Consider the following 25,599-nt stretch of genomic DNA (forward strand, 5'->3'; position numbering starts at 1 on the left):
TAAAGGCCGGTTACTCAGTAACGAGCAACCGGCCTTTTGACAGGCAGTTGTCCTTATTTAAGAATTGCTCAGCATCAGCCGGCGCTGCAGGGAGCGTGCATAGGACGACAAGGCAAAGTTGAGTATGAAATATGTGGCAGCGATCATGGCAAACAGCGTAAATACCTGAGCGGTTGTACCATATTTGCCCATAATAATCATGCCCTTGCCGGTCAATTCTTCAATACCTACCGCCCAGACAAAGGAAGTATCCTTAATAACCGTTGTTCCCTGAGAGACAAGGGGCGGAATGACATTTTTCAGCGCCTGCGGCAGCACGATATGCCGGAGTATCTGCACATAGCTAAAGCCCTGAGACTTGCCGGCCTCCCACTGTCCCTGCGGGATGGAGTTCAAACCGCCGCGGACTATTTCGGCAACAATGGCTGAGGTAAATACCGTCATCGCTGCTATTCCTGCCTGTACCGGCGGCAAGTTGGTCATAAATCTGAAGCCGAGAATAAAGAGCAGTGTCGGTGTATTCCGCACGGTTTCAACATATACAGCCGCAACCGGAGCAAAGATGCGGTGACCGGAAAAGCGGGCTACCCCCAGAACGATGCCCAACAGTAGGCTGAGTACGATGGAAAAAAGCGCAATCTCCAGCGTGATTAGCAGGCCGTCAGCCAGGAACAAGAGTATTTCCGGTGCAAAGAGATCACTGATCATGCGCGGCTCACCTCCGTCTGGCGTTCCAATTTTCGGGCATAGGCGGCCAAGGGCAGGCAAAGGCTAATATACAACAGGCCTGTTGCCACATACGCAGGACCGTAGTACAGGTTGGTAGAGGACCAGGAATCAGCCTGGTACATGAGCTCTCCACCAGCCACCATGGCCAGTACGGAGGTGTTTTTGATAAGACTTACGGCTTGATTGGTCAGTGGCGGAAAGGTCAGCCGTTTTGCCTGGGGAAGAATAATATACCGCATGGCACCCCAAAAAGAAAAACCCTGCGAGTAAGCGGCTTCCAACTGTCCGCGAGGGACGGCCAGGATACCGGCACGCACTACTTCGGCTATGTAGGCGCCATGGTAAATGCCGACCCCCAGGACACCCACTGCAAAGACCGGCAGCATAATCCCGGCATGTGGCAACCCGTGATAAAGAAAGAAAACCTGGATGACTAACGGGGTATTCTGAATGATCTCCACATACACCCTGGTAATAGCCTGGAATGGCTTGTACTTTGAACTGCCCAGTACACCAAACACGACACCAAGTGCCAATGCTAACAACAGGGCGAAAGCGGATACCAGTATGGTATGGGCAAAGCCTTCCCCAAATACGGCCCAATCGCGGGCTAAAGCGGCCCACTTATAGTCCGCAAAAGGTCCATTCACTACTTAATACCCCATTTCTGAACTAGTTTAGCTAATTCACCGCTTTTTTCCATGTCTGCAATTACTTCATCTACCGCTTTGGCCAAAGCGGTATTGGATTTCTTAGAAGCTACACCATATTCCTGCGGTGCAAACCGTTCATTTAAAATGATGGTGCTGTCATCAAGATAACCGGCCAGGATGGAGCCGTCAACGGAGAAAACATCAATGCGGCCGGAGTCAAGGGCTGTTTTAATTTCCGGATATGTGCCAAACTCAAGAAATTGTACTTTTACGCCGGCTTTATCGGCTTCTTCCTGCAGTGCTTTACGACTGGTGGCACTTTGTGCCACACCAATTTTTTTGCCATTCATATCTTTAACTGATTGCAAACCGGAGTTTTTCTTTACCATCATGGAAACACCATCTTTAAAATATGGTTCGGAAAAATTATAGCTTTGTTTGCGTTCCGGGGTAATAGTGAATGTAGCAATAACCAAGTCAACTTCACCATTATCAAGCAAAGGCCCACGGGTTTTGGCAGTTACGCCCTGTACCTCGATCTTGCTGGGATCACCCAGAATTTTCTGGGCAACTGCCCGGGCAATGTCAATTTCCAAACCGTCAATTTTATTGGTCTGCGGGTCTTTAAACCCAAACTTTGGTACGTCAACTTTGACTCCGACTTTAAGAACACCGCGATCCTTAATAGTTTTAATCTCAGCTGCTGTATCAGCCGCCTGTGGGCTTTGTGCCGGCTTATTGGCGCCGCATCCAACTGCTAAAAGTCCTAACATGATCACAACACACAATAGGAAAGTATTAAACCGTTTCACAGTCATCATTCCTTTTCTAAAATTATTTATTAACTCAATGAGAACGAAGGATCTTGCTTAAAAACAATTTGGTCCTGTCACTTTCAGGATTAACAAAGAAGTGTTCAGGCGTACCTTCTTCAATAATCCGGCCTCCGTCCATGAATATCACACGGTCGGCTACTTGTCTGGCAAATCCCATTTCGTGGGTTACTACTACCATGGTAATACCCTCTTTGGCCAGATCTACCATGACGTCCAATACTTCCTGGATCATCTCAGGATCAAGTGCCGAGGTCGGTTCGTCAAAGAGCATAACCCGGGGCTTCATGCTCAGTGCCCGGGCGATGGCCACCCGTTGCTGCTGTCCGCCTGACAGTTGAGCCGGATAAGCATTGGCTTTATCCTTAAGACCAACCCGCTCTAAGAATGCCAGGCCTGTTTCCTCTGCCTCAGCTTTAGGTACTTTTTTTATTAGGATTGGCGCCAGCGTCAGGTTTTCCAGGACTGTCTTATGGGGATAAAGGTTGAATTGCTGAAAAACCATTGCCACTGACTCTCTGACTTTTTCAACCTCTGCGTCTGGTGATGTCAGGTCTACTCCATCTACAATAATTTTGCCACCCGATGGTGTTTCAAGAAGGTTCATAGAGCGAATCAGTGTACTTTTGCCGGAACCGCTTGGACCAATTACTACCACTTTTTCACCTGCAGCCACTGTTAAATCAATGTCTTTAAGGACATGATTAACTCCAAAATGTTTTTGTACTCCTTCCAATACAATCAAGTTTTCCCCTCCTCTCTTAAATGGCTAAAAAGAAAACACCTGTCTCTTGAAAGAGAGCAGGCGTCTTTGCCAAAATTCTATTTGAATGATAGATAATAGCGGTAACTATACATCTATGGGATTCATTATAGTTCGAACCAAACATAATGTCAACCATTTGTAACTAACGGAAATACGTTTGTGCAGAAAAAAGATAATGTCCACCCGTGATTACCGAATTCTGTTTTGGCAGGAGCCGTACTACGGTGGGACGGCAGGTTCAAACTGACAGAATATACTTGACAATACTTGCCAAAAAATGATAAAGTAATAGCGTATAATATTCATATCCTGTTAGCTTGCTTCCACGAAAATTGAACATTGTAAGTCAGGTGCCCGTAAGGGCTTAATAGGGAAGACCGGTGCAATACCGGCGCGGTCCCGCCACTGTAATGGGGAGTAAACCCAAAAATATGCCACTGGGATGAGAGTCTTGGGAAGGTTTGGGAGAGCTATGATCCAGAGCCAGGAGAACTGCCTGTCTGAAGATCGCCGTTTTACCCACGAGTGATGGGGAGGAGATTACAGTTGCGCTTGCTTAACTTGGAACAGTTCTAAGTGAGGCTGTGGATTTACTGAATTTACTCCTGGTCATAGACCAGGAGTTTTTATTTGGATCTATGCTGTAAAATTCTCCCGGCTGTTGGGTGGTCGGGAGTTTCTTATTAGTGCCATTTCTAACTCCTTTTTGTTTGCGGGTCTGTTAAGACCCGCCTTTTTTCAACTCAGGATAATATCCGGTGATTAAGGCAGGCAGGGGTTAGTGGTATCTGGAACATCAGGGAAAGGGGAAAAATGGTCATGAAAGTTGCGTTACTGCATGTAGATGTTAGCGGCGGACCGGAGCGCCGCAACCTGGAACTGCTGGCAGAAAGTATCCGTCTGGCGGCAGAAGCCGGAGCGAAATGGATCGTTACACCGGAGATGGCTGTACAAGGCTATTTCTTTGCCTGCGAACGGGAAATCAAACCCATTGTGGTGCCCATTCAGCCGTCGCCGGCAGTGAAACCGCTGCAACAGCTGGCAGCCGAAAAAGAAATTACGCTGTTTCTCGGCTGCGCCGAAAAGGATGAAAAAACCAGCAGGTATTATAATAGCTGTCTGGTCATTGGCGCTGACGGCCGGGTGCTGGGCCGTCACCGGAAAAAACACGCTCATAGCGGGGTGTCTGAAGGCTGGGCCACCAAAGGGAAGCACCTGGAGCCGGTGGCTTGCGGTGATATTCAGACAGGAATATTAGTTTGTTCTGATTCCTGGTATGAAAGCAATGCCGTAACTTTGGCCGAAAAAGGCGCGGAAGTGATTATTGTGCCGGCCGCCTGGCCCCCCAACAGCTGCGGCGGCCCGCCGGAAAATGCCTGGAAAAAAGCCTCGGCTGCCAGTGGACGGGCATTGTGGGTATGCAACCAGACCGGGAAGCAGCCGCGTTTGGACTTTAGCGAGGCCCAAAGTACGGTTATCACCGAGGGCGAGATGCAAATGGTTTATAGCGGCAAGCCGGCGGTATTATTATTTGAATGGGATTTTGCCAGACAGTGCGCTGCCAGCGAGGCATTTACCGTGGTGCCGCTGTGAGGGAGGATAGGATGACATTTTGGCTTAGCGGAAGGGAAGGAGCAGCCATGAGACTTTATACATTAGCTACCGGTGACCAGGTTTACCGGTACTATAAAAGTATAGTGATACCCTTTGAAGGGCCGCGCAAGGTGGCAAGCACCGCCATTGTCAATGGTGGTTACCGGGAGGATTTGACGGCTGTTTTCAACAATGATGTGAATCCGGGTGCCGGGATGGCCTGCACCATGCGTGCCCCCACCTACCAGGAGCATATGCGGATCATTACTGAGGAAATCGGCCTTGATCCGCTTACCACCGCCGGGATGGGGACAGCGGCTTCCATGGAAAATGCAGCGATAAAGACAGAATGCTATGAAAATCTGACGGTGACTGCCATTGTTACCGGCGGGGTTGAGGTCAATGGCGGCCGGGTCGGTGATCCGGCAGATTATTTTCAGCCGTTGGCCAAAAGTATGGTGGAAAAACCCGGTACCATTAACATTATTTTGGTCATTGACGCCGATTTGCCGCCAGGCATGTTAAACAGGGCTATGGTTACTTGTACGGAGGCCAAGACGGCTGCCCTCCAGGAACTCATGGCCGGCAGCAATTACTCGACAGGCCTGGCTACCGGTTCCGGCACCGACCAGACCATTGTTATTGCCAACCCTGTTTCACCACTATACCTGGAAAGCGCCGGCAAGCATTCCAAACTGGGGGAATTGATCGGCAGGACCGTATTGCCGGCAGTCAAAGAAGCCTTATATAAGCAGACCGGGCTGTCGCCAAGCCTGCAACATAGTATGCTGGCCCGGTTCAAACGCTATGGCATTAAAGAGGAAAGCCTGTGGCAGGCCTATGCGGCTGCTAACGAAAAACCGGTAATGAAGGCCAAGTTTTTGGCTGCACTATACCAACTGGACGGCGACAATCAGCTGGTGACCTATGCTGCTTTATATGTGCATCTCCTGGATCAATTATCCTGGCAGCTACTGTCAGGCGAGGAGGTTTGTCAGGCTGCCAATGAACTGCTGGCTGCCCTTGCGGGTAAGCTTGACGTTACGGCACCGGTAGTTGAGGGGAACGATACCTGTGCCTGTCTGGAGGCCTGGACAGCTTTGGTGGTAGCTGCGACAGGTTTAGATGTTGCCCATTAGACTATACTCTTCAGCATAGTAAGGAGGAAGTAGTATGTTTAGTCCGTTTTGGAACGGGTTTCTGGTCGGGGCGGTTTTATTTTCCATGATCGGGGTGGCGGCCGGGATTTTTGTTGTCGCATTATGCCAGGCTTCAGCAAAAGGAAATGGCACAAATGACAATAATAAATGTAAGCAGGGGGAGATTGTTTTGGCGGAAAACACCAGCCTATTGAAGATGCAAAAAAAGTCACTGATACTATTTACCTTGGTTTTGTTTTTGACAGGTGCCTTTTGTCTGTTGCAATCCGGTACAGGTGAGGCGGCCAAGAAAAAAGCGGCAGCTCCCGTCGGGATTGTAAATTATAATGTTTTATTAGACCAGCACCCGGATATGGCTAAAGCCATTGAAGAACTTAAACGGGAAAATGAGCAGGCTCAACAGGAATTTGAAAGCAAATCGTCCGGCTTGAGTGATAAAGAAAAACAGGACCTGGACCGGCAGCTGCGGCAAAGGCTGGAATTAAAGCAGCAAGAGCTATTGAACGCTATTGCTGTCCAAATTGATGCTGTCATCAAGGAGATAGCCGATGCCCAGGGATTAAGTGCCGTAGTAGACCAGGAGGCGACTATCTATGGCGGCAAAGATATCACTAATGATGTATTAAAGAAAATCCAGAAAAGGTAAGTCTCGTTTATTGTTTGTCTTATAATAATGGCTTATAATACAGTTAATGAGCAAATAGATCCAAAAGGGATTTGTACGGCGAGGTGACAGGATGAGCGCAGACAGGTTTGATCATCTGGAAAAAATGCTGGCGCAGCTTATTCACATGGTAGGGCACAACAATGCAATTACTGAAGAGCTGTGTCAACGGATGGACCGTTTGGAAACCAAGGTAGATAATCTGGAAACCAGGATGGACAGCCTGGAGGCGAAAGTAAATAGCCTGGAGGCAAAAGTAAATAGTCTGGACGCAAAGGTAAATAGCCTGGAGGCAAAACTAAATAGTCTGGACGCCAAAGTAAACGGTCTGGAAACCCAAGTTAATAGCGGCTTCGAGGGGCTTACCGGCATGGTTCATCTCCTGGGCAAAAAAATGGAGGCCATACCGCGCATTGAAGCTAAAATGGACGTCTTAAACGAGCGTGTGTTTGAGCAGGAAGCTGATATTAATATGCTGAAACGCGCTAAGTGATTGTTGCCTTTGCTCAATCCCTAAGAGTTGTACTTTGTCTAGTATTGACAAAATAGCTGCTTTTTTGTAGTATGAATCATATAAGTATGGCAATTTCATAATGTTGAGTTAGGTGCCCGCAAGGGCTTAATAGGGAAGTCCGGTGCAATACCGGCGCGGTCCCGCCACTGTAATGGGGAGCAGGCTTAAGATATGCCACTGGGATGAAGTATCCTGGGAAGGTTTAAGCAAGCTATGATCCGGAGCCAGGAGAACTGCCTAGCTGACAATCACCGTTTTTCACCCACGTGGTATGGGGAGGGGATTATGTAGAGCAATTAATCGATCTGTGCTGGTTTTTACCATTTGTGGATTAGTTCTTGCGTGCGGCTCTTCCTGAATTTCAGGAAGAGCCTTTTTGCATGTTTACAACCGTTGCTCAAAGTAGACAATGAATAGGAAAAAGGGGAGTCGGCATGAAAAAAATTGTTGGGCTGTTGCTTATGTTTGTCTTTATGATGACAGGCTGTTCGTCTGAAAAAACGGCAGGACCGGCCAAAAAGGATGAGGTTGTAATTTCAGTTGGCGTGAATATGACGGCAGGAGGCTATGACCCTATTGCCGGCTATGGTGTTTGGGGACCGGATATTTTTCACAGTAAACTGCTGAAATATAATGTAAAGAGCGAACTGGAAACAGATTTGGCAACCGCATATGAGATCAGTAAAGACGGTCTGATGTATACCTATCATTTGCGCCAGGACGCCAAATTTGCTGACGGTACGCCGTTGACTGCCAAGGATGTGGTTTTCACCTATACAAAAGCAAAAGACAGTGGTTCTGCCGCTGATCTGACCATGCTGGCCGGCGTCAAAGCGGTGGACGACTATACGGTTGTTTTTACTCTTAATAAACCCTGGTCGGTATTTACCTCAACCACTGCCACCATAGGGATTATCTCTCAGGCTGCCTACAATGAGAAATACGGGGACAATCCGCTGGCATCCGGTCCGTGGAAAGTGGCTCAATTTCAAAAAGATCAGCAGCTGATATTGGTGCCCAATGAACATTATTACGGCCAAAAGCCGAAGTTGAAAAAAGTAACTATCTTGAAGCTGGATGAAGAAGCCGCGCTGGCTGCGGCAAAATCAGGCCAACTCGATCTGGTCCTGGTTGAAACGGAATTTGCCAAAACAAAAGTGGCAGGCATGCATTTGGCAGAGCTTGAGACTGTTACCGGTCTGGTGATTAACCTGCCGATGGTGAAAGAAGCAACAACCGCTGATGGCAAAGTAATTGGCAATAATGTTACCAGCGATTGGGCTATTCGCAAGGCATTGAATATTGGCATTGACCGCAAGCTGATTGTTCAAAATGCATTTAATGGAATCGGGGACCCGGCCTATGGCTGGTCGGCCGCCCTGCCTTGGGGCAATGCTCAGGCGGCCTTTGCCGACAATCAGGTTGAAGAAGCCAAAAAAATTCTTACAGATGCCGGCTGGATTGATACCGATGGCGACGGCATCCGGGAGAAAAACGGTCTTAAGGCCGAGTTTGTAGTTACCGGACGGAGTAATGATCTGCAACGGTATAATACCGTTGTCGCCGTTGCGGCAGATGCCAAAAAACTTGGGATTAATATTATTCCCAAAGCAGCTCCCTGGAACGAATGCCGGCTAGCGCAGGCAACACCCACCTGCTGGGTTTTTGGCAGCCATAACCCAATGGATGTATATCGTTACTACCATTCTTCACAGATGGGCAAAGGTGTCATCGGCAATCCTTCCTCTTATGCCAATCCCAAGGTTGATATGTATATCGACCAGGCCTTGGCGGCTACCAGCAGTGATAAAGTTGACGAATACTGGCGCCTGGCTCAATGGGATGGAACTACCGGCATGAAAGAAGATTATCCTTATCTCTGGATCGCTAATACCCGTCTTACCTACTTTATTAAAGATGGGCTGGATATCGGCAAGCAAAGAGTTCATGTCAGAAGTCAGGGGATTCCTGTTGTCGAGAACCTGGCTGAGTGGTCATGGCAATAGCTGGTCACGCTAAATCAATGGCGTAAAGGAGAATTCAATGAGTACAGGCACCTTGAAATATTGGGGGATGACTCTTGTCAGGATGACGACCTTACTGATTGCCATTAGCATGGTTAGCTTTATCCTTATTGCTTCATCTCCCATAGATCCTGTTGATGCTTATGTCGGTGATTTAAGTGTCTCGGAGGAGCAGCGAAACAATATCATTGCTTACTGGGGGCTGGATAAATCGCCAATGGAGCGTTATCTCATCTGGGCCGGACACCTTTTCGAGGGGGATATGGGGACCTCGATTACCTATCGTCAGCCGGTGACCGAGGTAATCGGCGAACGGTTTAAAACCTCGCTGGCGCTAATGGGGCTTGCCTGGGTATTTTCCGGGATTATCGGCTTTCTTCTCGGTGTAGTCTCAGGTGTGCGCCGGGGCAGTGGGCTGGATAAGGCAATCAAAACTTTTTGTCTGACCTTGACGGCAACTCCTATTTTCTGGATGGGATTGCTGATATTAATGGTATTTGCCGTTGAACTCCAGTGGTTTCCGCTGGGGCTGGCGGCGCCCATCGGCAAAGTTGCCGGGGAGGCGACGCTGGCAGAAAGGCTGTATCACCTGATATTGCCGGCCTTCACGCTGAGCATTACCGGCGTGGCTCCGATTGCCCTGCATACCAGACAAAAGATTATTGATGTGATGAAAAGCGAATATGTGCTGTTTGCCAGAGCCAGAGGTGAAAAACGCTGGACCGCTGTCAGGCGTCACGGTATCCGCAATATTCTGCTGCCGGCCATTACGCTGCAGTTTGCTTCTTTCAGCGAGCTTTTTGGCGGCTCGGTGCTGGCGGAAAAGGTCTTTTCCTATCCGGGTCTGGGCAATGCGGCAACTACCGCCGGTCTCAAAGGAGATATGCCGCTGTTGTTGGGAGTGGCCCTGTTCAGTGCGGTATTTGTTTTTACCGGAAATTTTATGGCTAATGTGATTTATGGAATTGTAGATCCGCAAATCCGGGAAGGAGGCAAGCATGGATAAGGCTTCCACAGCACTTATGCAGTCCCGGAAAATCCGGTTGAATAAAAGAACCCAAATGGTGATTGTCGTCGGGATAGCCCTGTTTTTCCTGGCTGTGGTCACGCTTGCGGGAATTTTCATGGATCCCCTTGCTTATGGTGCTGATTATTCCGCCAAGCGTTTGGCACCTTCGTCAGAGCATCTTTTTGGCACCGATTACCTGGGACGGGATATGTTTTACCGAACGGTTAAGGGGCTTTCAACCAGTGTTTTGATTGGTCTCTTAGCAGCCTTTATCAGCTCCATTATCGCGCTGGTGCTTGGCATACTTTCAGCCACCTTTGGCGGTAAGACCGATCAGTTTATTAATTGGCTTGTCGACTTGTGCATGGGCGTACCTCACCTGATTCTGTTAATCCTAATTTCGATTATGCTGGGTGGCGGCGTCCAGGGGGTGGTTATTGGTGTCGCGGTGACACACTGGCCTAATCTGACCAGGGTGGTGCGGGCGGAAGTCATGCAGATCCGCTCGGCTCACTATGTGCAGGTTGCCCGGAAATTTGGCAAGAGCAGATGGGCCATTGCCAAAGATCATATTATACCTCATGTGTTTCCTCAGTATATAGTTGGGTTGATTCTTCTCTTTCCCCACGCCATTTTGCATGAAGCAGGCATCACCTTTCTCGGCTATGGCCTGCCGCTGGATATGCCGGCCATTGGCATTATTCTCTCAGAATCGATGAAACATCTGGCGACAGGCATGTGGTGGCTGGCTTTCTTCCCCGGGCTTGCCCTGCTGCTGGTGGTTATCCTGTTTGACACCATTGGTGATTACCTGAAAATGCTGATCGATCCTTTTGAAGCTCACGAATAAGGAGGCGGAAAGATTGACAAACCAGAAAAACAATGATTTGCTGCTTGAGGTGGAAGAGCTTTCCGTTGCTTTCCGGATGTATGATGCCGCCTTCGAACAGCAGGAATTACAAGTAATTTCAGATCTGAGTATTCAAGTGCGGCGGGGAGAAATTTTGGCTATTGCCGGTTCCAGTGGTTCCGGTAAAAGTCTGCTGGCTCATGCGGTACTGGGCTTACTGCCGGAAAATGCCATTGTGACAGGGCGAATGGCTTATGACGGAGAACTTCTGACCCTGGAAAGGCAGGAACAGCTGCGAGGCAGTCAAATTGCCTTAGTGCCCCAGTCGGTGGCTTATCTTGACCCGCTTATGCGGGTGGGCGAACAGGTCCGGGGCCCTCACGGCAAGGCCTCAGCCCAGCGGGCAGCCTTTGAACGCTATGGTCTCGGTCCGGCAGTGGACAAGCTGTATCCTTTCCAGCTTTCCGGCGGCATGGCCCGGAGAGTCTTGGTTTCTACGGCAGTGGTCGCTGATGCACAACTGATTATTGCCGACGAGCCGACCCCCGGCCTTGATCTGGGGATTGCGCTGGAAACACTGAAACATTTCCGGGAGTTTGCCGACCAGGGCAAAGGGGTTGTTTTGATTACCCATGATATTGATCTGGCCTTTAATATTGCCGACAGAATCGCGGTTTTTTATGCCGGGACCACCGTTGAGGTAGCTAACGCTTCCGACTTTAGCGGTCAGGGTGAAGCTTTGCGGCATCCTTATACCAAGGCTCTGTTTCACGCTTTGCCCCAAAACGGTTTTCACCCAATTGAGGGATTCCAGCCGTATCCGAAAAACCTTCCGCCAGGCTGCCTGTTTGGGCCGCGCTGCCCCCACAAAGGGCTGCAATGTGAGGAAAAAGTCTTTATGCGGGAAGTGCGTGGCGGCAGTGTGAGGTGCAATCGTGGCGCTTGAAGTAAAAAATATTAGTTTTCGCTACAGAAACGGCCCCTGGATTCTTAAAAATGTCAGCTTTTGCGTAGACGAAGGCGAGCGGGTCGCCTTGGTAGGCCCCAGTGGTTATGGAAAGAGCACCTTATCTAAAATTATTGCCGGTTATTTGCAGCCAACGGCAGGGGAGATTCTCTGGCAGGGCAAGCCGCTGCCGGAAACCGGCTACTGTCCGGTTCAACTGGTGTATCAGCATCCGGAAAAAGCCATAAATCCCCGCTGGAAAATGGCCGACTCTCTACATGAAGGCTGGACGCCGGAGCAGTCCATGCTTGACGCCATGGGCATTAAGCCGGAATGGTTGGGCCGCTGGCCCAACGAACTATCCGGGGGCGAATTGCAACGGTTTTGTGTAGTGCGGGCCTTGAGTCCTGAGACCCGTTTGCTCATTGCCGATGAAATGAGCACAATGCTTGACGTTATTACACAGGCGCAAATTTGGCATTTGGTGCTCAAAGTGGTGGAAGAACGGAAAATGGGCTTAATTGCCATCACCCACAATCAGCCGCTGGCAGAGAAGATTGCTTCCCGTATCATTGACTTGCCGGCCCTTAACCGGCTGGACAGCATTACTTAATTTTGGTGAGCCGGCGGCTGGCGACCTGTCCGGTGTATTATTTAAAGTGTTGACAAACCAGTTGCTTTTCGCTAGTATAAATATGAAAGTGACAGATAATTTCATGTTTTGAGTTAGGTGCCGTAAAGGCTTAATAGGGAAGACCGGTGCAATACCGGCGCGGTCCCGCCACTGTAATGGGGAGCAAGCTTAAGATATGCCACTGGGATGAAGCATCCTGGGAAGGTTTAAGCAAGCTATGATCCGGAGCCAGGAGAACTGCCTAGCTGACAATCACCGTTTTTCACCCACGTGGTATGGGGAGGGGATTACAGTTAAGTGTGGCTTCCCGGACATCCCCGGGAAGTTAGCGAAACGGCTGATTCACTCCTGGTATTAATACCAGGAGTTTTTTATTCTGTACTGCCAGGCATGCCGGCAGTACGAAGCTCAGGATTGTGTGACAACAGCATACAGACAGAATCAGGTGCCCGGAAGGGCATAATAGGGAAGACCGGTGTAATGCCGGCGCGGTCCCGCCACTGTAATGGGGAGCAAGCTTAAGATATGCCACTGGGATGAAGCGTCCTGGGAAGGTTTAAGCAAGCCATGATCCGGAGCCAGGAGAACTGCCTGATTAACAGTCACCGTTTACCCACGAGGTATGGGGAGGGGATTATTTACCGGTTGTCGATAACAAGTTTGCCAGAGACCTTCCTTACTCGTATAAGGGAGGTCTCTTTCTATTCTGGCAGAAAGCGTAATACTACCTCTCACCTAAGGCTTGTGAACTAATAAGGAGATGAATTGACGTTGCAACATAACGCGGTATACCCGTTTACTGCCATTGTCGGGCAAGAGGATATGAAACTGGCCCTTATCTTAAATGTAATCAATCCCCTGCTGGGCGGGGTATTGATCAAAGGAGAAAAAGGTACAGCCAAATCCACCGCAGTCAGGGCGCTGGCTGACCTGCTGCCTGCTATGGAAGTGAGTACAGGCTGTCCCTTTCATTGTGATCCGGCAGACGTTAGCCGGCTGTGTGACAGTTGCCGGGGCAGAAGTGAAGAACAAACGCTGCCCGTGCAATCAGTTAAAATGCGGGTGGTAGAGCTGCCTGTCAGTGCTACCGAGGACCGGGTTGTCGGCACTCTGGATATTGAACATGCCATCAAACAGGGGGAAAAGAAGTTTGATCCCGGCATTTTAGCCCAGGCCAATCGCAATATATTGTATGTGGATGAGATTAACCTCTTAGATGATCATGTTGTTGATGTACTGCTGGACGCCGCCGCCATGGGGGTAAATACTGTGGAACGCGAGGGTGTGTCTTATTCCCATCCGGCCCGTTTTGTTCTGGTTGGCACTATGAACCCGGAAGAAGGCGATATCCGGCCGCAGCTATTGGACCGCTTCGGGCTGTCGGTGGCCGTAGCCGGGGAAAACCGGCCCGAGTGCCGGGTGGAGGTTATTAAACGGCGTTTGGGCTATGAACAGGACCCCGCCGCCTTCGGCCGGCAGCACCAGGAGGAACAGGCAAAGCTGGCCGCGGACATTATGCAAGCAAGCCGCCTGTTGCCACACGTGACCATTAAGGATGAGCTGCTGCTGCTTGTCGCTAAGCTGGCTATTGCCCTTGATGTTGATGGGCACCGGGCCGATATCACCGTTATTAAGACGGCCATGACCCTGGCTGCTTTTGACGGGCGGGAAGCGGTAGAACCTGAAGACGTAAAAAAAGCCGCCCGGCTGGCACTGCCGCACCGGATGCGGCGGCGGCCGTTTGAGGACGGTACGCTGGATTGGGATAAAGTAGAAGCTGTATTGGCACAGCCGTAAGCCGGGAGGGAGGAATGCTGATATGCAGCGCATGATATTTCCTTTTGCAGCCATTGTCGGCCAGGAAACCGTCAAGCGGGCGCTTCTCATTGCCGTCGTCAATCCCAAAGCCGGTGGGGTTTTGGTGGTTGGGGAAAAAGGCACGGCCAAATCGACCCTGGTGCGTTCTCTGGCGGAAATTACCGGTGAAGCCAGGTTAATTGAGCTGCCGCTCAATGCTACCGAAGATATGGTGTTTGGCGGACTGGATATGCAATATGCCCTGGAACAGGGCAAACGCCGCTTTTTGCCGGGCATACTTGCCAGAGCCAATAATCAGCTGCTTTATATTGATGAAATTAACCTGCTGCGCCAGGAGTTTCTGGGATCTCTGCTGGATGCGGCTGCTACCGGCGTGTACCGGGTGGAAAGAGAAGGAATTTCCTGTCTGCAGGCAGCGGCCTGTACCCTGATTGGCACCATGAATCCGGAGGAAGGAACCTTATCACCCCAGATGATTGACAGGTTTGGCCTGTACGCTGCCGTCAGCCGGGAAAAAAATGAGACCGACCGGATGGAAATTATGCGGCGGATTTTGGCTTATGAAGCCCGGCCGGCAGAATTTTGCCGGCAGTATGCGGCAGCCAATGAAGCCGTCAAACAGCAGGTAGCAATCGCCAGGAGCCTGCTGCAAGCCATTGTTGTACCTGAAGCTATGATCTTGCTGGCAGCACAGATGTGTGCCAAGGCGCATTCGCCAGGCCATCGGGCCGAACTGTTTTTATTAGAGGCCGCCCGGGCCATTGCCGCGCTTGCCGGACGTACCTACCTGCTGCCTGCCGACCTGGAGGAAGCCGCCTGCTATGTATTGCCGCAGCGCATGCGGCAGGAGGAGCAGCCGCTTCCCCCCGAACCGCCTGAGCAAAATGAACCGGAGCCGCCTGGGGAAGAACCGCCTGAACAACCGGATAACCAGCCGCCGCCGGAACCGCCCGCCAGCCAACAGGAGCGGGAACAGCCGGCAGAACAGCCTGTTCCGCCTGCCGGGCAGCCGGAGAGTCAGGGCAGTGACCAGGAGAAGGTAGCCGATATTGATACAACTTTTCCTTTTATCCGGATGGCGCTGGCTTTGCCCCAGGACCGTCAGGAGCGCCGGGGCAGCGGCAAACGCAGCCTGACGCGCACCGATACCAAACAGGGACGCTATGTGCGCTCAGGCATTCCGCACGGACAAGTGACTGATTTGGCTTTTGACGCCACCTTGCGGGCGGCGGCTCCTTATCAAAAGTTCCGGAACACAGCCCAATGCGCCATTGCTATTGAACGCGAAGATTTGCGGCAAAAAATCCGGGAGAAGCGTATTGGCAGCACCTTTCTGTTTGTTGTCGATGCCAGTGGCTCTATGGGCGCACGGGAACGGATGCGAGCCGTCAAGGGCGCCGTGTGTGCCATGCTGCAGGACGCCTATCAGCAACGGGACCAGGTTGGTCTGATTGCCTTCCGGCGGCAAACCGCAGAGGTGCTGCTGCCCATCACCCGCAGCGTGGATTTGGCGCAAAAGTGCCTGCGTCATTTGCCGACAGGAGGTAAAACACCGCTGGCTGAAGGACTGACAGCGGCATTAAAGGTGCTGGCCTTCCGCCGGCAAAAAGACCGGGAAATGAAGCCGGTGCTGGTGCTTGTTACCGACGGGCGGGCCAATACCACCGCCACCGGCGGTGATGGCATGGCCGATGCCCTCAAAGTAGCCGGAAAAATACATAAGACAGGTGTGCACAGTGTGGTTATTGATACCGAGAGTGATTTTGTCAAGCTCGGTCTGGCACGGACGGTAGCCCGGGAGATGGGCTCCGCCTATTACAGCCTGCGGGAACTGTCAGAGCACAACATTATGCACATTGTCAAAAATTTGTCATAAAAAGCGATGTAAGAATGAGAACTTTATTGACCTAACGGAGGCGTAAACATGAGTTTTATTGCAGAGTGTTTCCATATATTTCAGCAAGGCGGTCCGGTCATGTATCTGCTGTTGGCCTGTTCGCTGCTGGCGGCAACCATTGGCGTGGAACGTTTTTTGTATTATAGAAAAATGAAAGCCGATATGCACGATTTTACTGAGAGAATTACTCCCTTACTGGAACGTGCCGACTGGACGGCAGCAGGTGAATTATGCCGGCAGACCCAAGGCATTGCCGCTATGGTTGCCGCTAAAGGCATTGGCCACATTCAGCGCGGCTGCGCGAATATAGAAAGTGTGCTGGAAGGCGAGGCTTCCCTGGCTGTCGCCGGTTTACGGGCTAACCTGAATCATTTGGACACAGTGGTAACCATTGCACCGCTGCTTGGCCTGTTGGGTACGGTTATCGGCATGATCAGCTCCTTTAGTGTTATGAATATCAAAGCAGGTCAGCCGCAGGCCATTACCGGCGGTGTGGGGGAAGCGCTCATTGCCACCGCTACCGGCTTGTGTGTGGCTACTGTGGCTATGCTGCTGTATAGCTATTTTAATCATCGGCTGGATGATCTCATCACCAATATCGAAAAGACCTGCCTGCTGTTGCTTGGGTATGCGAAACAGGAGAAATGTCATGAAATTGCGTAATTTGCGCTCAGGGCATCAGCCTAAACTAATGATTATACCTATGATTGATATTATTTTCTTCTTGCTGGTGTTTTTTATCATGAGCACTCTCTATATGGTTGATCAGCAGACAATACCTGTTAACCTACCGCAGGCCGCTTCGGCACAGAGCGACAAGCCCCAAAGTGTGGCCATTGCGGTTACCAAAGAGGGGCGGATTATGTTTGAACAGGAAGATATACCGCTGGAACTGCTGCAAAAGCGGGTAAAGCTGGAGATGGCCAAGCAACAGGATCTGGTTTTTATCCTGCGTTCGGATAAAACAGCCGAATATGGCAAAGTGGTAGCGGTTCTTGACGAGTTGAAACTGGCGGGAGCCCACCGGGTGGCTATCGCTACTGAAAGGAAGGATAAGTAATGGATTGGGCGGCGGATTTGCGTTGGCGAAAAGCGATGCTCATCTCTTTGGTTTTGCACAGTATTGTGTTAATCGGCGTCGGCTGGCTGGCCGGCCGGGTTGTACTGCCTGAACCTATACCGGAGACAGTTATCGAACTGGAATTAACCGATTGGGCGGAAGGACCGCTGCTGGCAGATACCGAACCGGCGGCAGCTCCCGCCAGCCAGCAAGTCTTGCCGGCTCTGCCGCAGCCTGTGCCGGTGGTGCGGCCTGCGGCTGTTCAGCCGGCAGCAGCTGATCCGGTGCTGCCGGAGCCGGTAGTAGCTGCCAGTGACATGGCGGTTGTTGCAGTTGATGCGAGCGCGGTCGCCGCCAGTGCCCCGGCAGGAGGCAGCGGCGGGGGAAGTTCGGATGGAAGTGCTGCTGCCGGCAGCGGTCAAGGCGGCGGTAGAGGCGGCAGTGGCAGCGGCAAGGCCGGCGGGGTCATTCCGCCAGGAATATTGTCACAGCGGGAGCCGAACTATCCGGAACAAGCCCGCCGGGCAGGAATTGAAGGGACGGTAGTGCTTAAGATTGAAATTCTGGCCAACGGACAGGCCGGGCAGGTATATGTTTTCCGGTCCAGCGGTTCGGAACTGCTGGATAATGCAGCTGCCGACGCGGTGCGGCGCTGGCGCTTTGTTCCGGCCAAGCTGCGGGAAACCGGCCAGACTATTGTCTGCCAAACCACTATGCCGGTGGTGTTTCGGCTAAGAACATAATCCCGGAATCCGCCAGGTCATTAATGGATAGTTGTTAAACACTTAGCGCGTATATAGAGTAAGAAGCGTGTAAAGAGGTTGCAAAAATGATTCATATAGCAAATTTGGTCAAACGCTTCGGCAGCCGGACGGCCGTTGACGGAGTATCGCTGGACATTAGCCAGGGAGAGATTTTCGGCTTGCTGGGGCCAAATGGGGCAGGAAAAACGACAATGATCAGGATGCTGACCATGTTAACCCGCCCTACAGCCGGTACGCTGAGCATCCAGGGCTGGCAGCTGCCGCAGGATGAGCAAAAGGTTAAGCCGGTCATTGGCATTGTGTCGCAGCATTTCAATCTTGACGCTGATTTGACCGTTCGGGAAAACCTGGAACTGCATGGCAGACTGCAGCATATTCCGTTGCCGCAGCGCGCCCGGAGAATTCCTGAGCTCTTAGAGTATGTGGAACTGACCGAACGCGCCAATGATAAAGTGCAAGCCCTTTCCGGCGGCATGAAACGGCGGCTGATGATTGCCAGGGCCCTGTTGCACGAGCCCAAGGTCTTATTTCTTGATGAACCGACAGTAGGCCTTGACCCGCAGGTGCGGCGGCGGTTGTGGGACTTAATCAGACGCATGGCGCATGACAAGCTGACAGTTATGCTGACAACCCACTATATTGAAGAAGCCGAGTTTTTGTGCGGGCGGGTAGCCATTTTGGAAAAAGGCAGCATGATTGCCCTGGACAGTCCGGCCGCGTTGTGTGAGCGTCTTGGTGTTTATGTTGTTGAGTGGAGTATGGATGAAGGCCGCCAAACTAAGTTTTTTCACAGCCGGGAAGAAGCCGCCGCCTTTGCCGGCACTTTGACCATGACGACCACCATCCGGCGTTCCAACCTGGAAGATGTTTTCGTGGAGCTGACCGGCAGGAAGGTGGTGGACTAATGCTGACAGATATTGCAACCGTATTTTGGCGGGACTGGATTGTCCTGCAGCGGCGCCTGGGAACCTTTATCTTTTCCCGGATGATTACGCCGGTATTGTACCTGGTGGCTTTTGGCTGGGGTGTAGGCCGGAGTGTGCAGGTCAGTCAGGGAAACTACCTGGATTTTATTGTGCCGGGCATTCTGGCCCTTAACTCTATGAATATCAGCTTTAACTCAGTTGCTTCACCGCTCAACATGAGCCGCTTATATCATAAAACGCTGGAAGAATATCTGGTTGCCCCGATTAGCTCCCTGGCTTTTATTCTTGGCAAGGTGCTGTCAGGAACCTTGCGTGGCATTATTTCTTCTCTGATTATTGTTGTACTGGCTTATTTATTTGGGGCAAAATTCCAGCTTAACCTGCTGTTTTGGCTTGTTATTCTACTAAATTGCCTTGTTTTTTCGGCCTTGGGTTTTGTGGCCGCAATGCTTATCAATTCCCATGAAGATATGGGCAACTTCAGCACCTATGTATTGCTGCCCATGTCATTTTTGTGTGCCACCTTTTTCCGCATTGATAAATTACCGGCTTTTGTCCAGTGGGTACTGGAGCTTTTGCCGCTGACCCATGCCAGCCATGCCCTCAGGGCCATCGGCAGCGGCGGCGAACCGGCGGCTGTGTCCTGGCTGGTTATGCTGGGGTATATTGTGGTGCTGCTGGCCATTAGTGTCTGGACCATGGAGAAGGTGCGGGAATAGTTCTGCCTGGAATAGCGGGGCCATGTGGCGGATGTATCTCTGCTATTTATAGATCTGGTTCTAAAGGGGAGTGGTATAGTTTGAAAAGGAAAGCCAAACAAGGGAATTTTGGTAAAAATATTCTCATGACCATGTTAATCACAGGAACAGTATTTGCAGGGAGTGCCAGTGCATTGGCTGCAGAAAAGGATGTTGAAAGCTATACGCTTGATTCGATAGTTGTAACTGCGCAAAGATATGCAACAGAAGAGTTAGATACTCCGGCAGCTGTTGAGGTATTTACACAGGAACAGTTGGTTGCCACCGGTGGGACAAATTTGCAAGAAGCATTGAAATTCGGAACTGGGTTGATTTACCATGCGCAAGGCCCACGTGGTACGTCACAAGGGACTATGACGAGTAAGATTGTAATTCGGGGAGTGGAAAAGGGAACGCTTGTGCTTATTGATGGTGTTCCACTAAATCAAAGTGGACGCTATAACCTTGATGATATTCCGGTTGAGACAGTTGAAAGGGTGGAGATTATTCGTGGCGGTGGTTCTGTTTTATACGGATCCGAAGCTACCGGTGGTGTTATCAATATTATCACTAAAGGTAAGAGGACAAATAGTGTAAGAACAGCCTTTGGCAATTATGGTATGCAAAGTCATGCTTTTAATACTCAAGCCGGTAAGCTGGGTATTAGTTATTCTTATGATAAAACTGGGGCCGTGGATAATATATCAGATCCATCTGGTGGACGTCCGGAAGGAATGTATTATAATATAATACGGGGTGAGCATAACACCGCTAATTTAAGATATGATTTTAATGATGCTATGTACTTATCTTATACATATGGAGAAAATAATGCTCATTATGTGTATCGTTATAGTAAACAACAAGATGCTAATGGAAAAGATATAGACTATAAGAATGCAATCCATACAACCAAAAATAATAATGCTCAATTACATTACGATAAAGATGACTGGAAAGCGGTTTTATCTTATGTTCGTCGGGAACAGGAAACGCGTAGCAAGACCGCAACTAAAAAATCAGGAAATTATATTCCCGGGGTTACTACATCTGACAGCAAAGGCTACGACGATAAGTCTTTAGGTATGGATATTCAGAAGAAATGGGAGCTTGGGAAAAATATTGGTTTGTTAGGATTTAATTTTCAAAGGGATACCTGTGATTACAAAGAAGTAGACAAAACAAATATGGCTCAAAATCGCGATTACGAACGGAATATGTATTCTTTCTATGGGCAATACAACTATGAATTAAATAAATTATCTAATTTGATTGTAAGTGCTCGTGAAACCTGGACCGGAAGCACCACTGCCGGACAAAATTATAACAAGTTTACACCTGAAATAGAATATATACATAAACTCGATGATGACACCAGTGCTTATGCTAAAGCCGGACAATCTTTTATGATGCCAACTTTTAGCCAAATATATGGTTCCGGCAATATTATTGGAAACGCTACTTTAGAACCTCAGCATGGCAATCATTTTGAAATTGGCTTGAAAAAGAATACCAATACTCACATGTGGAGATTGGCAGTATTCAATTATAAGATTAATGATAGTATAGAGTCTAAATGGAAGGACAATTATACAGAAGTTGAATATACTAATGAGGATATTAAAAACACGGGTATAGAATTGACGTGTGCAATTGATATGGGTCAAGGTTGGAAAGCAAATTGGGGAGCATCTTATAGTAATCCTAAAAAACTGGTTACAATAAACGATGCTGGCACTATTACTGAAGGTAGCTGGAGAAATTACTATGGAAAACTGCAACTCAATGGGGGATTAAACTATAACAAAGGTAAGTGGAGCGGAGCTATTAATGCCAATTATTTAGGCGAACGCACAAGAGATAACGACGCGCAGGCGAGCATGAAGCCACAATTGTTTACTGATCTTAATATTGTCTACAAACCAACAAAAAATGAAAAAGTTTATTTGAATTTGGAAAATATTTTTGATCGGAGAGATATTGTTTCTACCTCTACTTCTACCTTCTATAACTTAGGCAGAAACGTTATGGTTGGTTATGAATTTAATTTTTAATTCATAGATGGAAGAAAAGGGGTTTATTAATATACTAATGCAGATAATGAGGAGGAAATATTCTATGTCACAAGAACAAACCACAAACAAGAAAGCCATCCTGGTTGTAAGTTTTGGCACTTCGTATCCGGAAACCTTAAAGTTGAATATTGAAAGTGTCGAGAATCGTATTCGTGAGGCCTTTCCGGGCTATGAAGTGCGTCGGGCTTTTACTTCCCGTACTGTCATTAAACGGATAGCTGAGCGGGATGGAGTTCAAATTGACAATGAACGGCAGGCCTTGGAACGGCTCCACACAGAAGGTTATCAGGAGGTATATCTCCAGCCCCTGCATATTGTGCCAGGTGCTGAATATGACAAAGTTAAAAGACTGGTCAGCCACTATGCGCATGCCAAAGAAAAAGCCTTTGCCGTAATCCGGTTAGGCCGCCCGCTGCTCTATAGCATGGGAGTGGACGACCATCCTGATGATTACGAAATTGCCATAAGAGCCCTGGTGCATCAGCTGCCTGCTGCTGCTCCGGACAAGGCTGTCGTCCTTATGGGGCATGGCGGGATACATCCCGGCAATGCGGCCTATGCGGCGCTGCAGCTAAAACTGGAAGAGGCCGGGCTCAATAATGTTTTTATCTACACGGTGGAAGGCTTTCCGTCTTTGACATCGATTATTGGTAAGCTCAAGCAAAAGCAGGTGAAGCAGGTTACCCTGATGCCGTTCTTATTAGTGGCTGGCGATCATGCTACAAATGATATGGCCGGTGAGGAGGAGGATTCCGCTAAATCACAGCTGGTGGCGGCAGGCTTTGCGGTTGATGTATATTTCCATGGCCTGGGTGAAAATACAGCCATTCAGGATATCTATGTAGCCCATCTCCGGTCAGCTATTGCTCACCCGCCGCACGGACATGTCTGTGCGCATGGCCATGGACACCACCACAAGGGACGTTGCCATACGCATGCCCACGGTCACGGCCATAAAGGCCACTGCCATGGTAATGGACATGGTCATAAAGACTAAGGCCGGAAAAAAGTATCCATAGTATTTTGTATCGCAACAGGTCTCTTCCTTAATCAGGAAAGGGGCCTGTTGCTTAGGATACCGGCAATACCGCCGCAATACGCTCCCCCCGGCCCCTTTCCTATTCTTTACGCAGAATATATATTGGAAATGGGATGAATGGTACAGGAGAAAAGATATGTTAAATTAAAGAAATAGGTTTGAAATTTTCAGTGCCATACGTTATACTACTAATGAGAATGATAATCTTTATATATACAATGATTATCATTTCGAATGTAAACGGTTGCAACGTTTGCCGTTATAATCTATTTCTAAATACCTGAAAGCAGGTTGCACTGCTGTGGGAATGGCAAGGGGGAAGATGTCACAATGGATTTTTTGACCCAAAGTTTAGCCCTGTTTCACAAAGGCGGACCGGTAATGTATCTCTTGGCGCTTTGTTCGCTGGTGGTTGTAACCATTAGTGTGGAACGATACTGGTATTATAGGAGGTTGTCCACCAACGGGGTGGAGTTTTTGGAAAGACTTAAGCCGCTGCTGGCCGAGCGGAATCTGAACGAGGCTATACATTTTTGCCAGCAAATGCCGGCGGCAATATCCCAGATAACCTTGCAGGGGCTGCAGGCTTATCAGCAGGGGGATGATGTACATAGAGCCCTGGAGGATGCGGCTACGATTACTGCAGCACGGCTCAGAGCCTATCTTAATTATCTGAGCGGTATCGTGACACTGGCTCCTTTACTTGGTTTGCTGGGGACCGTTATTGGGATGATTCAGTCTTTTAGTGTACTTAATATCCAGTCCGGACAGCCGATGGCCATTACCGGCGGGGTCGGCGAGGCGCTGGTGGCGACTGCTGCCGGCCTGTGCGTCGCAGTGCTGGCGTTTGTCGCCAATATTATCTTTGCCCAGCTTCTGGATCGTCTGGTTACCGATATGGAACAAACCAGTGCCGTAGTTATCGCTTCGCTGCGGAAATGGCCGGTGCGGAGGCAAGATCATGAGATTGCGTAGCCTAAGGGTGGCAGAACAGCCGCAGCTGATGATTATTCCGATGATTGATATCATATTTTTTTTGCTGGTCTTTTTCATGATGAGCACATTGTACATGGTGGAGCAGCATACTATGCCGGTCAGCCTGCCCCAGGCGGCAGCCGTGCAGCAGGATACACAGCGCAATATTACTGTAACCGTCACCAAGGATGGGCGGATATTGTTTGAACAGGAAGAATTACCCCTGACGCTGCTAAAAAAGCGGGTAGGGATGGAGATAGCCGGTCAGCCTGACAAAGTATTTGTCCTCCGGGCTGATAAGCAAGTGGAATATGGTCAGGTTATTAACGTTCTGGATGAACTGAAGATGGCGGGCGCCCGCCGGGTGGCGGTAGCAGCCGAAACGAAAGCGAGGTAATGGGTATGGTGGGCAGTATGAGCTGGCGGCGGGCGATAACGGTATCTGTTTTTGTTCACTTTTTATTGCTGGCAGGTTCCGGGCATTTGTTCGCCGGTTTATTTCCTAAGGTTGTTATCAATGAACAATTTATCGAGCTGGATTTTCAAAATGAACCGCAGGTGGCGGCTGCTGCCGCACCAAATATACCGGCACCTGCCGTGCAGCAACCCAATCCGCAGCCGGCAGTCGCCCCTCAGGCTCCGGCCCCCCGAGCCCCGGTTAGCCCGCAGCCGTTGGCCGTTAATCCTGCTCCGGCGGCTGCGCCGTCATCCGGACCGGCTGTTGACGAAGCTGAGGCACAGCCGGCTGCGGCGGTGCCGGCGACCGGCGGCAGTGCTTCAACCGGCAGCACCGGCGGCGGGATAGCCCCGCCCGGCGTACTGAGCAGGGTAGAGCCTGTTTATCCGCAGGCCGCCAGGCAAACCGGAATAAATGGAACTGTGGTGGTGAAAGTGCAGGTTCTGGAGAACGGGAATCCGGCAAATGTAGTTCTGTTACGGACATCCGGGCATGCTTCCCTGGATCAGGCGGCGATAGAAGCCGTACGGCAATGGCGGTTTGTACCGGCCCGCAACCGGGATACCGGGCGGGCAGTCGCGTGCGTCACCACAATTCCCGTATCCTTTCGCTTGAATGGCTAAGCTGTCACCAGGCATTGCGGCAAGAAAAGAGAGGGTGGTTTTATGAAATATTTCCCCAAAATGCAATTACTTATTGCCGGCTTTTTAGTAATTCTTATCAGCCTGGCTGTTCCGGTTATGGCAAATAACAATTCGCCGGTGACTCCTCCTAAAATTATTAGTTTGGCTCCGGTTTCACTTTCGGATGATTTACGGGAAAAATATTCGGAACAAACCATAATGGTGAAGGTAAAGGCAACCGTATCGGCAATCGGAATCATAGACAGTGATATAAAAATAATCACAAGCTCCGGCGATGCATTATTTGATCAGGCCGTCATTGATTCAATGAAGCAGTCCGTGTTCAGCCCGGCTTACACCAGTGATAATCAGGCGGTAGCCTGTTCCATTCTTTTTCCCCTTCAGGTTAATGTGGAGAAATATGTGCCGGAAGAACAGGTAAATAACGAAGAAACCGTGAAGGCTGCGGAGTAGTAACAGGATACTGTTGCTTGTAAGCAGCATCGACAGGATAAGCTTGACAGACCTTATACGGCATGGTAATATTTGAGTGATAATTGTAAAAATTTCATAGTATTTGGCCAGGTGCCTGAAAAGGCTTAATAGGGAAGACCGGTGAAAAACCGGCGCGGTCCCGCCACTGTAATGGGGAGCAAACCCAAGATATACCACTGAGACGAAACCGTCTTGGGAAGGTTTGGGTGAGCCATGATCCAGAGCCAGGAGAACTGCCTGTCTGACAATCACCGTTTTACTCACGAGCGATGAGGAGGGGATTTAGAGCGTATAATTTTCCCGGCTGCTATAAAAACGCCGGGGTAGATTAGGAACGATGCTATTGTATTTTGTTGCC

At 49.8% G+C, this 25,599-nt stretch carries 26 protein-coding genes and 5 riboswitches; of the genes, 22 read left to right on the forward strand and 4 right to left on the reverse strand.

What is annotated here, in order from left to right; all coding sequences use genetic code 11:
- Positions 1 to 57: 57 nt before the first annotated feature.
- Genes SPSPH_RS03205 through SPSPH_RS03220 form a run of 4 tightly spaced genes read right to left on the reverse strand, consistent with a single transcriptional unit; the run spans position 58 to position 2,960 of the window.
- On the reverse strand, positions 58 to 708 hold the full coding sequence (locus SPSPH_RS03205) for an amino acid ABC transporter permease (protein WP_075753192.1): 651 nt from the start codon (positions 706 to 708) through the stop codon (positions 58 to 60).
- Positions 705 to 1,379 carry an amino acid ABC transporter permease gene (locus tag SPSPH_RS03210; RefSeq protein ID WP_075753194.1) on the reverse strand — a complete coding sequence of 225 codons (675 nt, stop codon included), beginning with the start codon at positions 1,377 to 1,379 and terminating at the stop codon, positions 705 to 707. The genes SPSPH_RS03205 and SPSPH_RS03210 overlap by 4 nt, the downstream gene beginning before the upstream one ends.
- Positions 1,379 to 2,194, reverse strand: coding sequence for a transporter substrate-binding domain-containing protein (locus SPSPH_RS03215; protein WP_075753196.1), 816 nt, complete (start codon positions 2,192 to 2,194; stop codon positions 1,379 to 1,381). The genes SPSPH_RS03210 and SPSPH_RS03215 overlap by 1 nt, the downstream gene beginning before the upstream one ends.
- Positions 2,195 to 2,228: 34 nt before the next feature.
- A complete protein-coding gene (locus SPSPH_RS03220; protein WP_075753198.1) occupies positions 2,229 to 2,960 on the reverse strand; it encodes an amino acid ABC transporter ATP-binding protein in 732 nt (243 codons plus the stop codon).
- Between the two features lie 352 nt (positions 2,961 to 3,312).
- Positions 3,313 to 3,495, forward strand: a riboswitch (cobalamin riboswitch).
- A gap of 305 nt (positions 3,496 to 3,800) precedes the next feature.
- Between SPSPH_RS03220 and SPSPH_RS03225 the strand changes: the two genes are divergently transcribed.
- From SPSPH_RS03225 to SPSPH_RS03330, 22 genes are all read left to right on the forward strand, one after another.
- Positions 3,801 to 4,574, forward strand: a complete 774-nt coding sequence (locus SPSPH_RS03225) for a carbon-nitrogen hydrolase family protein (RefSeq protein ID WP_075753200.1) — start codon at positions 3,801 to 3,803, stop codon at positions 4,572 to 4,574.
- A gap of 47 nt (positions 4,575 to 4,621) precedes the next feature.
- A complete protein-coding gene (locus SPSPH_RS03230; protein ID WP_075755918.1) occupies positions 4,622 to 5,713 on the forward strand; it encodes an adenosylcobinamide amidohydrolase in 1,092 nt (363 codons plus the stop codon).
- 34 nt (positions 5,714 to 5,747) lie between these two features.
- Complete coding sequence (locus SPSPH_RS03235; protein WP_233138637.1) at positions 5,748 to 6,380, forward strand: OmpH family outer membrane protein; 633 nt, start codon at positions 5,748 to 5,750, stop codon at positions 6,378 to 6,380.
- A 91-nt stretch (positions 6,381 to 6,471) separates the two neighbouring features.
- Positions 6,472 to 6,891 (forward strand): coiled-coil domain-containing protein, encoded by a 420-nt coding sequence (locus tag SPSPH_RS03240; RefSeq protein WP_075753202.1) that lies wholly within the window; start codon positions 6,472 to 6,474, stop codon positions 6,889 to 6,891.
- Positions 6,892 to 6,984: 93 nt separating this feature from the next.
- Positions 6,985 to 7,167: riboswitch (cobalamin riboswitch) on the forward strand.
- A 179-nt stretch (positions 7,168 to 7,346) separates the two neighbouring features.
- Positions 7,347 to 8,918: an ABC transporter substrate-binding protein gene (locus tag SPSPH_RS03245; RefSeq protein ID WP_075753204.1), complete on the forward strand. Its 1,572-nt coding sequence runs from the start codon at positions 7,347 to 7,349 to the stop codon at positions 8,916 to 8,918.
- A gap of 37 nt (positions 8,919 to 8,955) precedes the next feature.
- Positions 8,956 to 9,942, forward strand: coding sequence for an ABC transporter permease (locus SPSPH_RS03250; RefSeq protein WP_075753206.1), 987 nt, complete (start codon positions 8,956 to 8,958; stop codon positions 9,940 to 9,942).
- Positions 9,935 to 10,795: an ABC transporter permease gene (locus SPSPH_RS03255; protein WP_075753208.1), complete on the forward strand. Its 861-nt coding sequence runs from the start codon at positions 9,935 to 9,937 to the stop codon at positions 10,793 to 10,795. The genes SPSPH_RS03250 and SPSPH_RS03255 overlap by 8 nt, the downstream gene beginning before the upstream one ends.
- A gap of 76 nt (positions 10,796 to 10,871) precedes the next feature.
- The gene (locus SPSPH_RS03260; RefSeq protein WP_083945507.1) at positions 10,872 to 11,741 is read left to right on the forward strand and encodes an ABC transporter ATP-binding protein; all 870 of its coding nucleotides are present in this window, start codon (positions 10,872 to 10,874) and stop codon (positions 11,739 to 11,741) included.
- Positions 11,731 to 12,354, forward strand: coding sequence for an ABC transporter ATP-binding protein (locus SPSPH_RS03265; RefSeq protein ID WP_075753212.1), 624 nt, complete (start codon positions 11,731 to 11,733; stop codon positions 12,352 to 12,354). The genes SPSPH_RS03260 and SPSPH_RS03265 overlap by 11 nt, the downstream gene beginning before the upstream one ends.
- Before the next feature lie 98 nt (positions 12,355 to 12,452).
- A riboswitch (cobalamin riboswitch) is annotated at positions 12,453 to 12,634 on the forward strand.
- A gap of 167 nt (positions 12,635 to 12,801) precedes the next feature.
- A riboswitch (cobalamin riboswitch) is annotated at positions 12,802 to 12,984 on the forward strand.
- Between the two features lie 162 nt (positions 12,985 to 13,146).
- Positions 13,147 to 14,172, forward strand: a complete 1,026-nt coding sequence (locus SPSPH_RS03270) for an ATP-binding protein (RefSeq protein WP_075753214.1) — start codon at positions 13,147 to 13,149, stop codon at positions 14,170 to 14,172.
- A gap of 22 nt (positions 14,173 to 14,194) precedes the next feature.
- A complete protein-coding gene (locus SPSPH_RS03275) occupies positions 14,195 to 16,069 on the forward strand; it encodes a VWA domain-containing protein (protein ID WP_075753216.1) in 1,875 nt (624 codons plus the stop codon).
- Between the two features lie 48 nt (positions 16,070 to 16,117).
- Positions 16,118 to 16,753 (forward strand): MotA/TolQ/ExbB proton channel family protein, encoded by a 636-nt coding sequence (locus SPSPH_RS03280; RefSeq protein ID WP_075753218.1) that lies wholly within the window; start codon positions 16,118 to 16,120, stop codon positions 16,751 to 16,753.
- Positions 16,740 to 17,150 (forward strand): ExbD/TolR family protein, encoded by a 411-nt coding sequence (locus tag SPSPH_RS03285; RefSeq protein ID WP_075753220.1) that lies wholly within the window; start codon positions 16,740 to 16,742, stop codon positions 17,148 to 17,150. Before SPSPH_RS03280 ends, SPSPH_RS03285 begins: the two co-directional genes overlap by 14 nt.
- Entirely contained in the window at positions 17,150 to 17,893 is a 744-nt protein-coding gene (locus SPSPH_RS03290) for an energy transducer TonB (protein WP_075753222.1), read from the forward strand. Before SPSPH_RS03285 ends, SPSPH_RS03290 begins: the two co-directional genes overlap by 1 nt.
- An 86-nt stretch (positions 17,894 to 17,979) precedes the next feature.
- Positions 17,980 to 18,819, forward strand: a complete 840-nt coding sequence (locus SPSPH_RS03295) for an ABC transporter ATP-binding protein (RefSeq protein WP_075753224.1) — start codon at positions 17,980 to 17,982, stop codon at positions 18,817 to 18,819.
- Complete coding sequence (locus SPSPH_RS03300; protein ID WP_075753226.1) at positions 18,819 to 19,559, forward strand: ABC transporter permease; 741 nt, start codon at positions 18,819 to 18,821, stop codon at positions 19,557 to 19,559. Before SPSPH_RS03295 ends, SPSPH_RS03300 begins: the two co-directional genes overlap by 1 nt.
- Before the next feature lie 80 nt (positions 19,560 to 19,639).
- A complete protein-coding gene (locus tag SPSPH_RS03305; protein ID WP_083945370.1) occupies positions 19,640 to 21,631 on the forward strand; it encodes a TonB-dependent receptor plug domain-containing protein in 1,992 nt (663 codons plus the stop codon).
- A 64-nt stretch (positions 21,632 to 21,695) separates the two neighbouring features.
- On the forward strand, positions 21,696 to 22,649 hold the full coding sequence (locus SPSPH_RS03310) for a sirohydrochlorin cobaltochelatase (RefSeq protein WP_075753228.1): 954 nt from the start codon (positions 21,696 to 21,698) through the stop codon (positions 22,647 to 22,649).
- 372 nt (positions 22,650 to 23,021) lie between these two features.
- Positions 23,022 to 23,666 carry a MotA/TolQ/ExbB proton channel family protein gene (locus tag SPSPH_RS03315; protein WP_075753230.1) on the forward strand — a complete coding sequence of 215 codons (645 nt, stop codon included), beginning with the start codon at positions 23,022 to 23,024 and terminating at the stop codon, positions 23,664 to 23,666.
- Positions 23,653 to 24,063, forward strand: a complete 411-nt coding sequence (locus SPSPH_RS03320; RefSeq protein ID WP_075753232.1) for an ExbD/TolR family protein — start codon at positions 23,653 to 23,655, stop codon at positions 24,061 to 24,063. Before SPSPH_RS03315 ends, SPSPH_RS03320 begins: the two co-directional genes overlap by 14 nt.
- Before the next feature lie 5 nt (positions 24,064 to 24,068).
- Positions 24,069 to 24,746 carry an energy transducer TonB gene (locus tag SPSPH_RS03325; RefSeq protein WP_158027040.1) on the forward strand — a complete coding sequence of 226 codons (678 nt, stop codon included), beginning with the start codon at positions 24,069 to 24,071 and terminating at the stop codon, positions 24,744 to 24,746.
- Positions 24,747 to 24,788: 42 nt separating this feature from the next.
- Positions 24,789 to 25,220, forward strand: a complete 432-nt coding sequence (locus tag SPSPH_RS03330) for an energy transducer TonB (RefSeq protein WP_075753236.1) — start codon at positions 24,789 to 24,791, stop codon at positions 25,218 to 25,220.
- 92 nt (positions 25,221 to 25,312) lie between these two features.
- Positions 25,313 to 25,496: riboswitch (cobalamin riboswitch) on the forward strand.
- Positions 25,497 to 25,599 lie beyond the last annotated feature (103 nt).

The sequence above is a fragment of the Sporomusa sphaeroides DSM 2875 genome (genome assembly GCF_001941975.2).
Classification (GTDB): domain Bacteria; phylum Bacillota; class Negativicutes; order Sporomusales; family Sporomusaceae; genus Sporomusa; species Sporomusa sphaeroides.

Bases quoted from the DNA above. Each gene is read 5' to 3' on its own strand.
- SPSPH_RS03230 (WP_075755918.1), top strand. From the start codon at position 4,622: ATGAGACTTTATACATTAGCTACCGGTGACCAGGTTTACCGGTACTAT.
- SPSPH_RS03255 (WP_075753208.1), top strand. From the start codon at position 9,935: ATGGATAAGGCTTCCACAGCACTTATGCAGTCCCGGAAAATCCGGTTG.
- SPSPH_RS03290 (WP_075753222.1), top strand. From the start codon at position 17,150: ATGGATTGGGCGGCGGATTTGCGTTGGCGAAAAGCGATGCTCATCTCT.
- SPSPH_RS03205 (WP_075753192.1), bottom strand. From the start codon at position 708: ATGATCAGTGATCTCTTTGCACCGGAAATACTCTTGTTCCTGGCTGAC.
- SPSPH_RS03260 (WP_083945507.1), top strand. From the start codon at position 10,872: ATGTATGATGCCGCCTTCGAACAGCAGGAATTACAAGTAATTTCAGAT.
- SPSPH_RS03240 (WP_075753202.1), top strand. From the start codon at position 6,472: ATGAGCGCAGACAGGTTTGATCATCTGGAAAAAATGCTGGCGCAGCTT.
- SPSPH_RS03285 (WP_075753220.1), top strand. From the start codon at position 16,740: ATGAAATTGCGTAATTTGCGCTCAGGGCATCAGCCTAAACTAATGATT.
- SPSPH_RS03300 (WP_075753226.1), top strand. From the start codon at position 18,819: ATGCTGACAGATATTGCAACCGTATTTTGGCGGGACTGGATTGTCCTG.
- SPSPH_RS03250 (WP_075753206.1), top strand. From the start codon at position 8,956: ATGAGTACAGGCACCTTGAAATATTGGGGGATGACTCTTGTCAGGATG.
- SPSPH_RS03275 (WP_075753216.1), top strand. From the start codon at position 14,195: ATGCAGCGCATGATATTTCCTTTTGCAGCCATTGTCGGCCAGGAAACC.
- SPSPH_RS03310 (WP_075753228.1), top strand. From the start codon at position 21,696: ATGTCACAAGAACAAACCACAAACAAGAAAGCCATCCTGGTTGTAAGT.
- SPSPH_RS03320 (WP_075753232.1), top strand. From the start codon at position 23,653: ATGAGATTGCGTAGCCTAAGGGTGGCAGAACAGCCGCAGCTGATGATT.
- SPSPH_RS03245 (WP_075753204.1), top strand. From the start codon at position 7,347: ATGAAAAAAATTGTTGGGCTGTTGCTTATGTTTGTCTTTATGATGACA.
- SPSPH_RS03225 (WP_075753200.1), top strand. From the start codon at position 3,801: ATGAAAGTTGCGTTACTGCATGTAGATGTTAGCGGCGGACCGGAGCGC.
- SPSPH_RS03330 (WP_075753236.1), top strand. From the start codon at position 24,789: ATGAAATATTTCCCCAAAATGCAATTACTTATTGCCGGCTTTTTAGTA.
- SPSPH_RS03235 (WP_233138637.1), top strand. From the start codon at position 5,748: ATGTTTAGTCCGTTTTGGAACGGGTTTCTGGTCGGGGCGGTTTTATTT.
- SPSPH_RS03325 (WP_158027040.1), top strand. From the start codon at position 24,069: ATGGTGGGCAGTATGAGCTGGCGGCGGGCGATAACGGTATCTGTTTTT.
- SPSPH_RS03280 (WP_075753218.1), top strand. From the start codon at position 16,118: ATGAGTTTTATTGCAGAGTGTTTCCATATATTTCAGCAAGGCGGTCCG.
- SPSPH_RS03295 (WP_075753224.1), top strand. From the start codon at position 17,980: ATGATTCATATAGCAAATTTGGTCAAACGCTTCGGCAGCCGGACGGCC.
- SPSPH_RS03315 (WP_075753230.1), top strand. From the start codon at position 23,022: ATGGATTTTTTGACCCAAAGTTTAGCCCTGTTTCACAAAGGCGGACCG.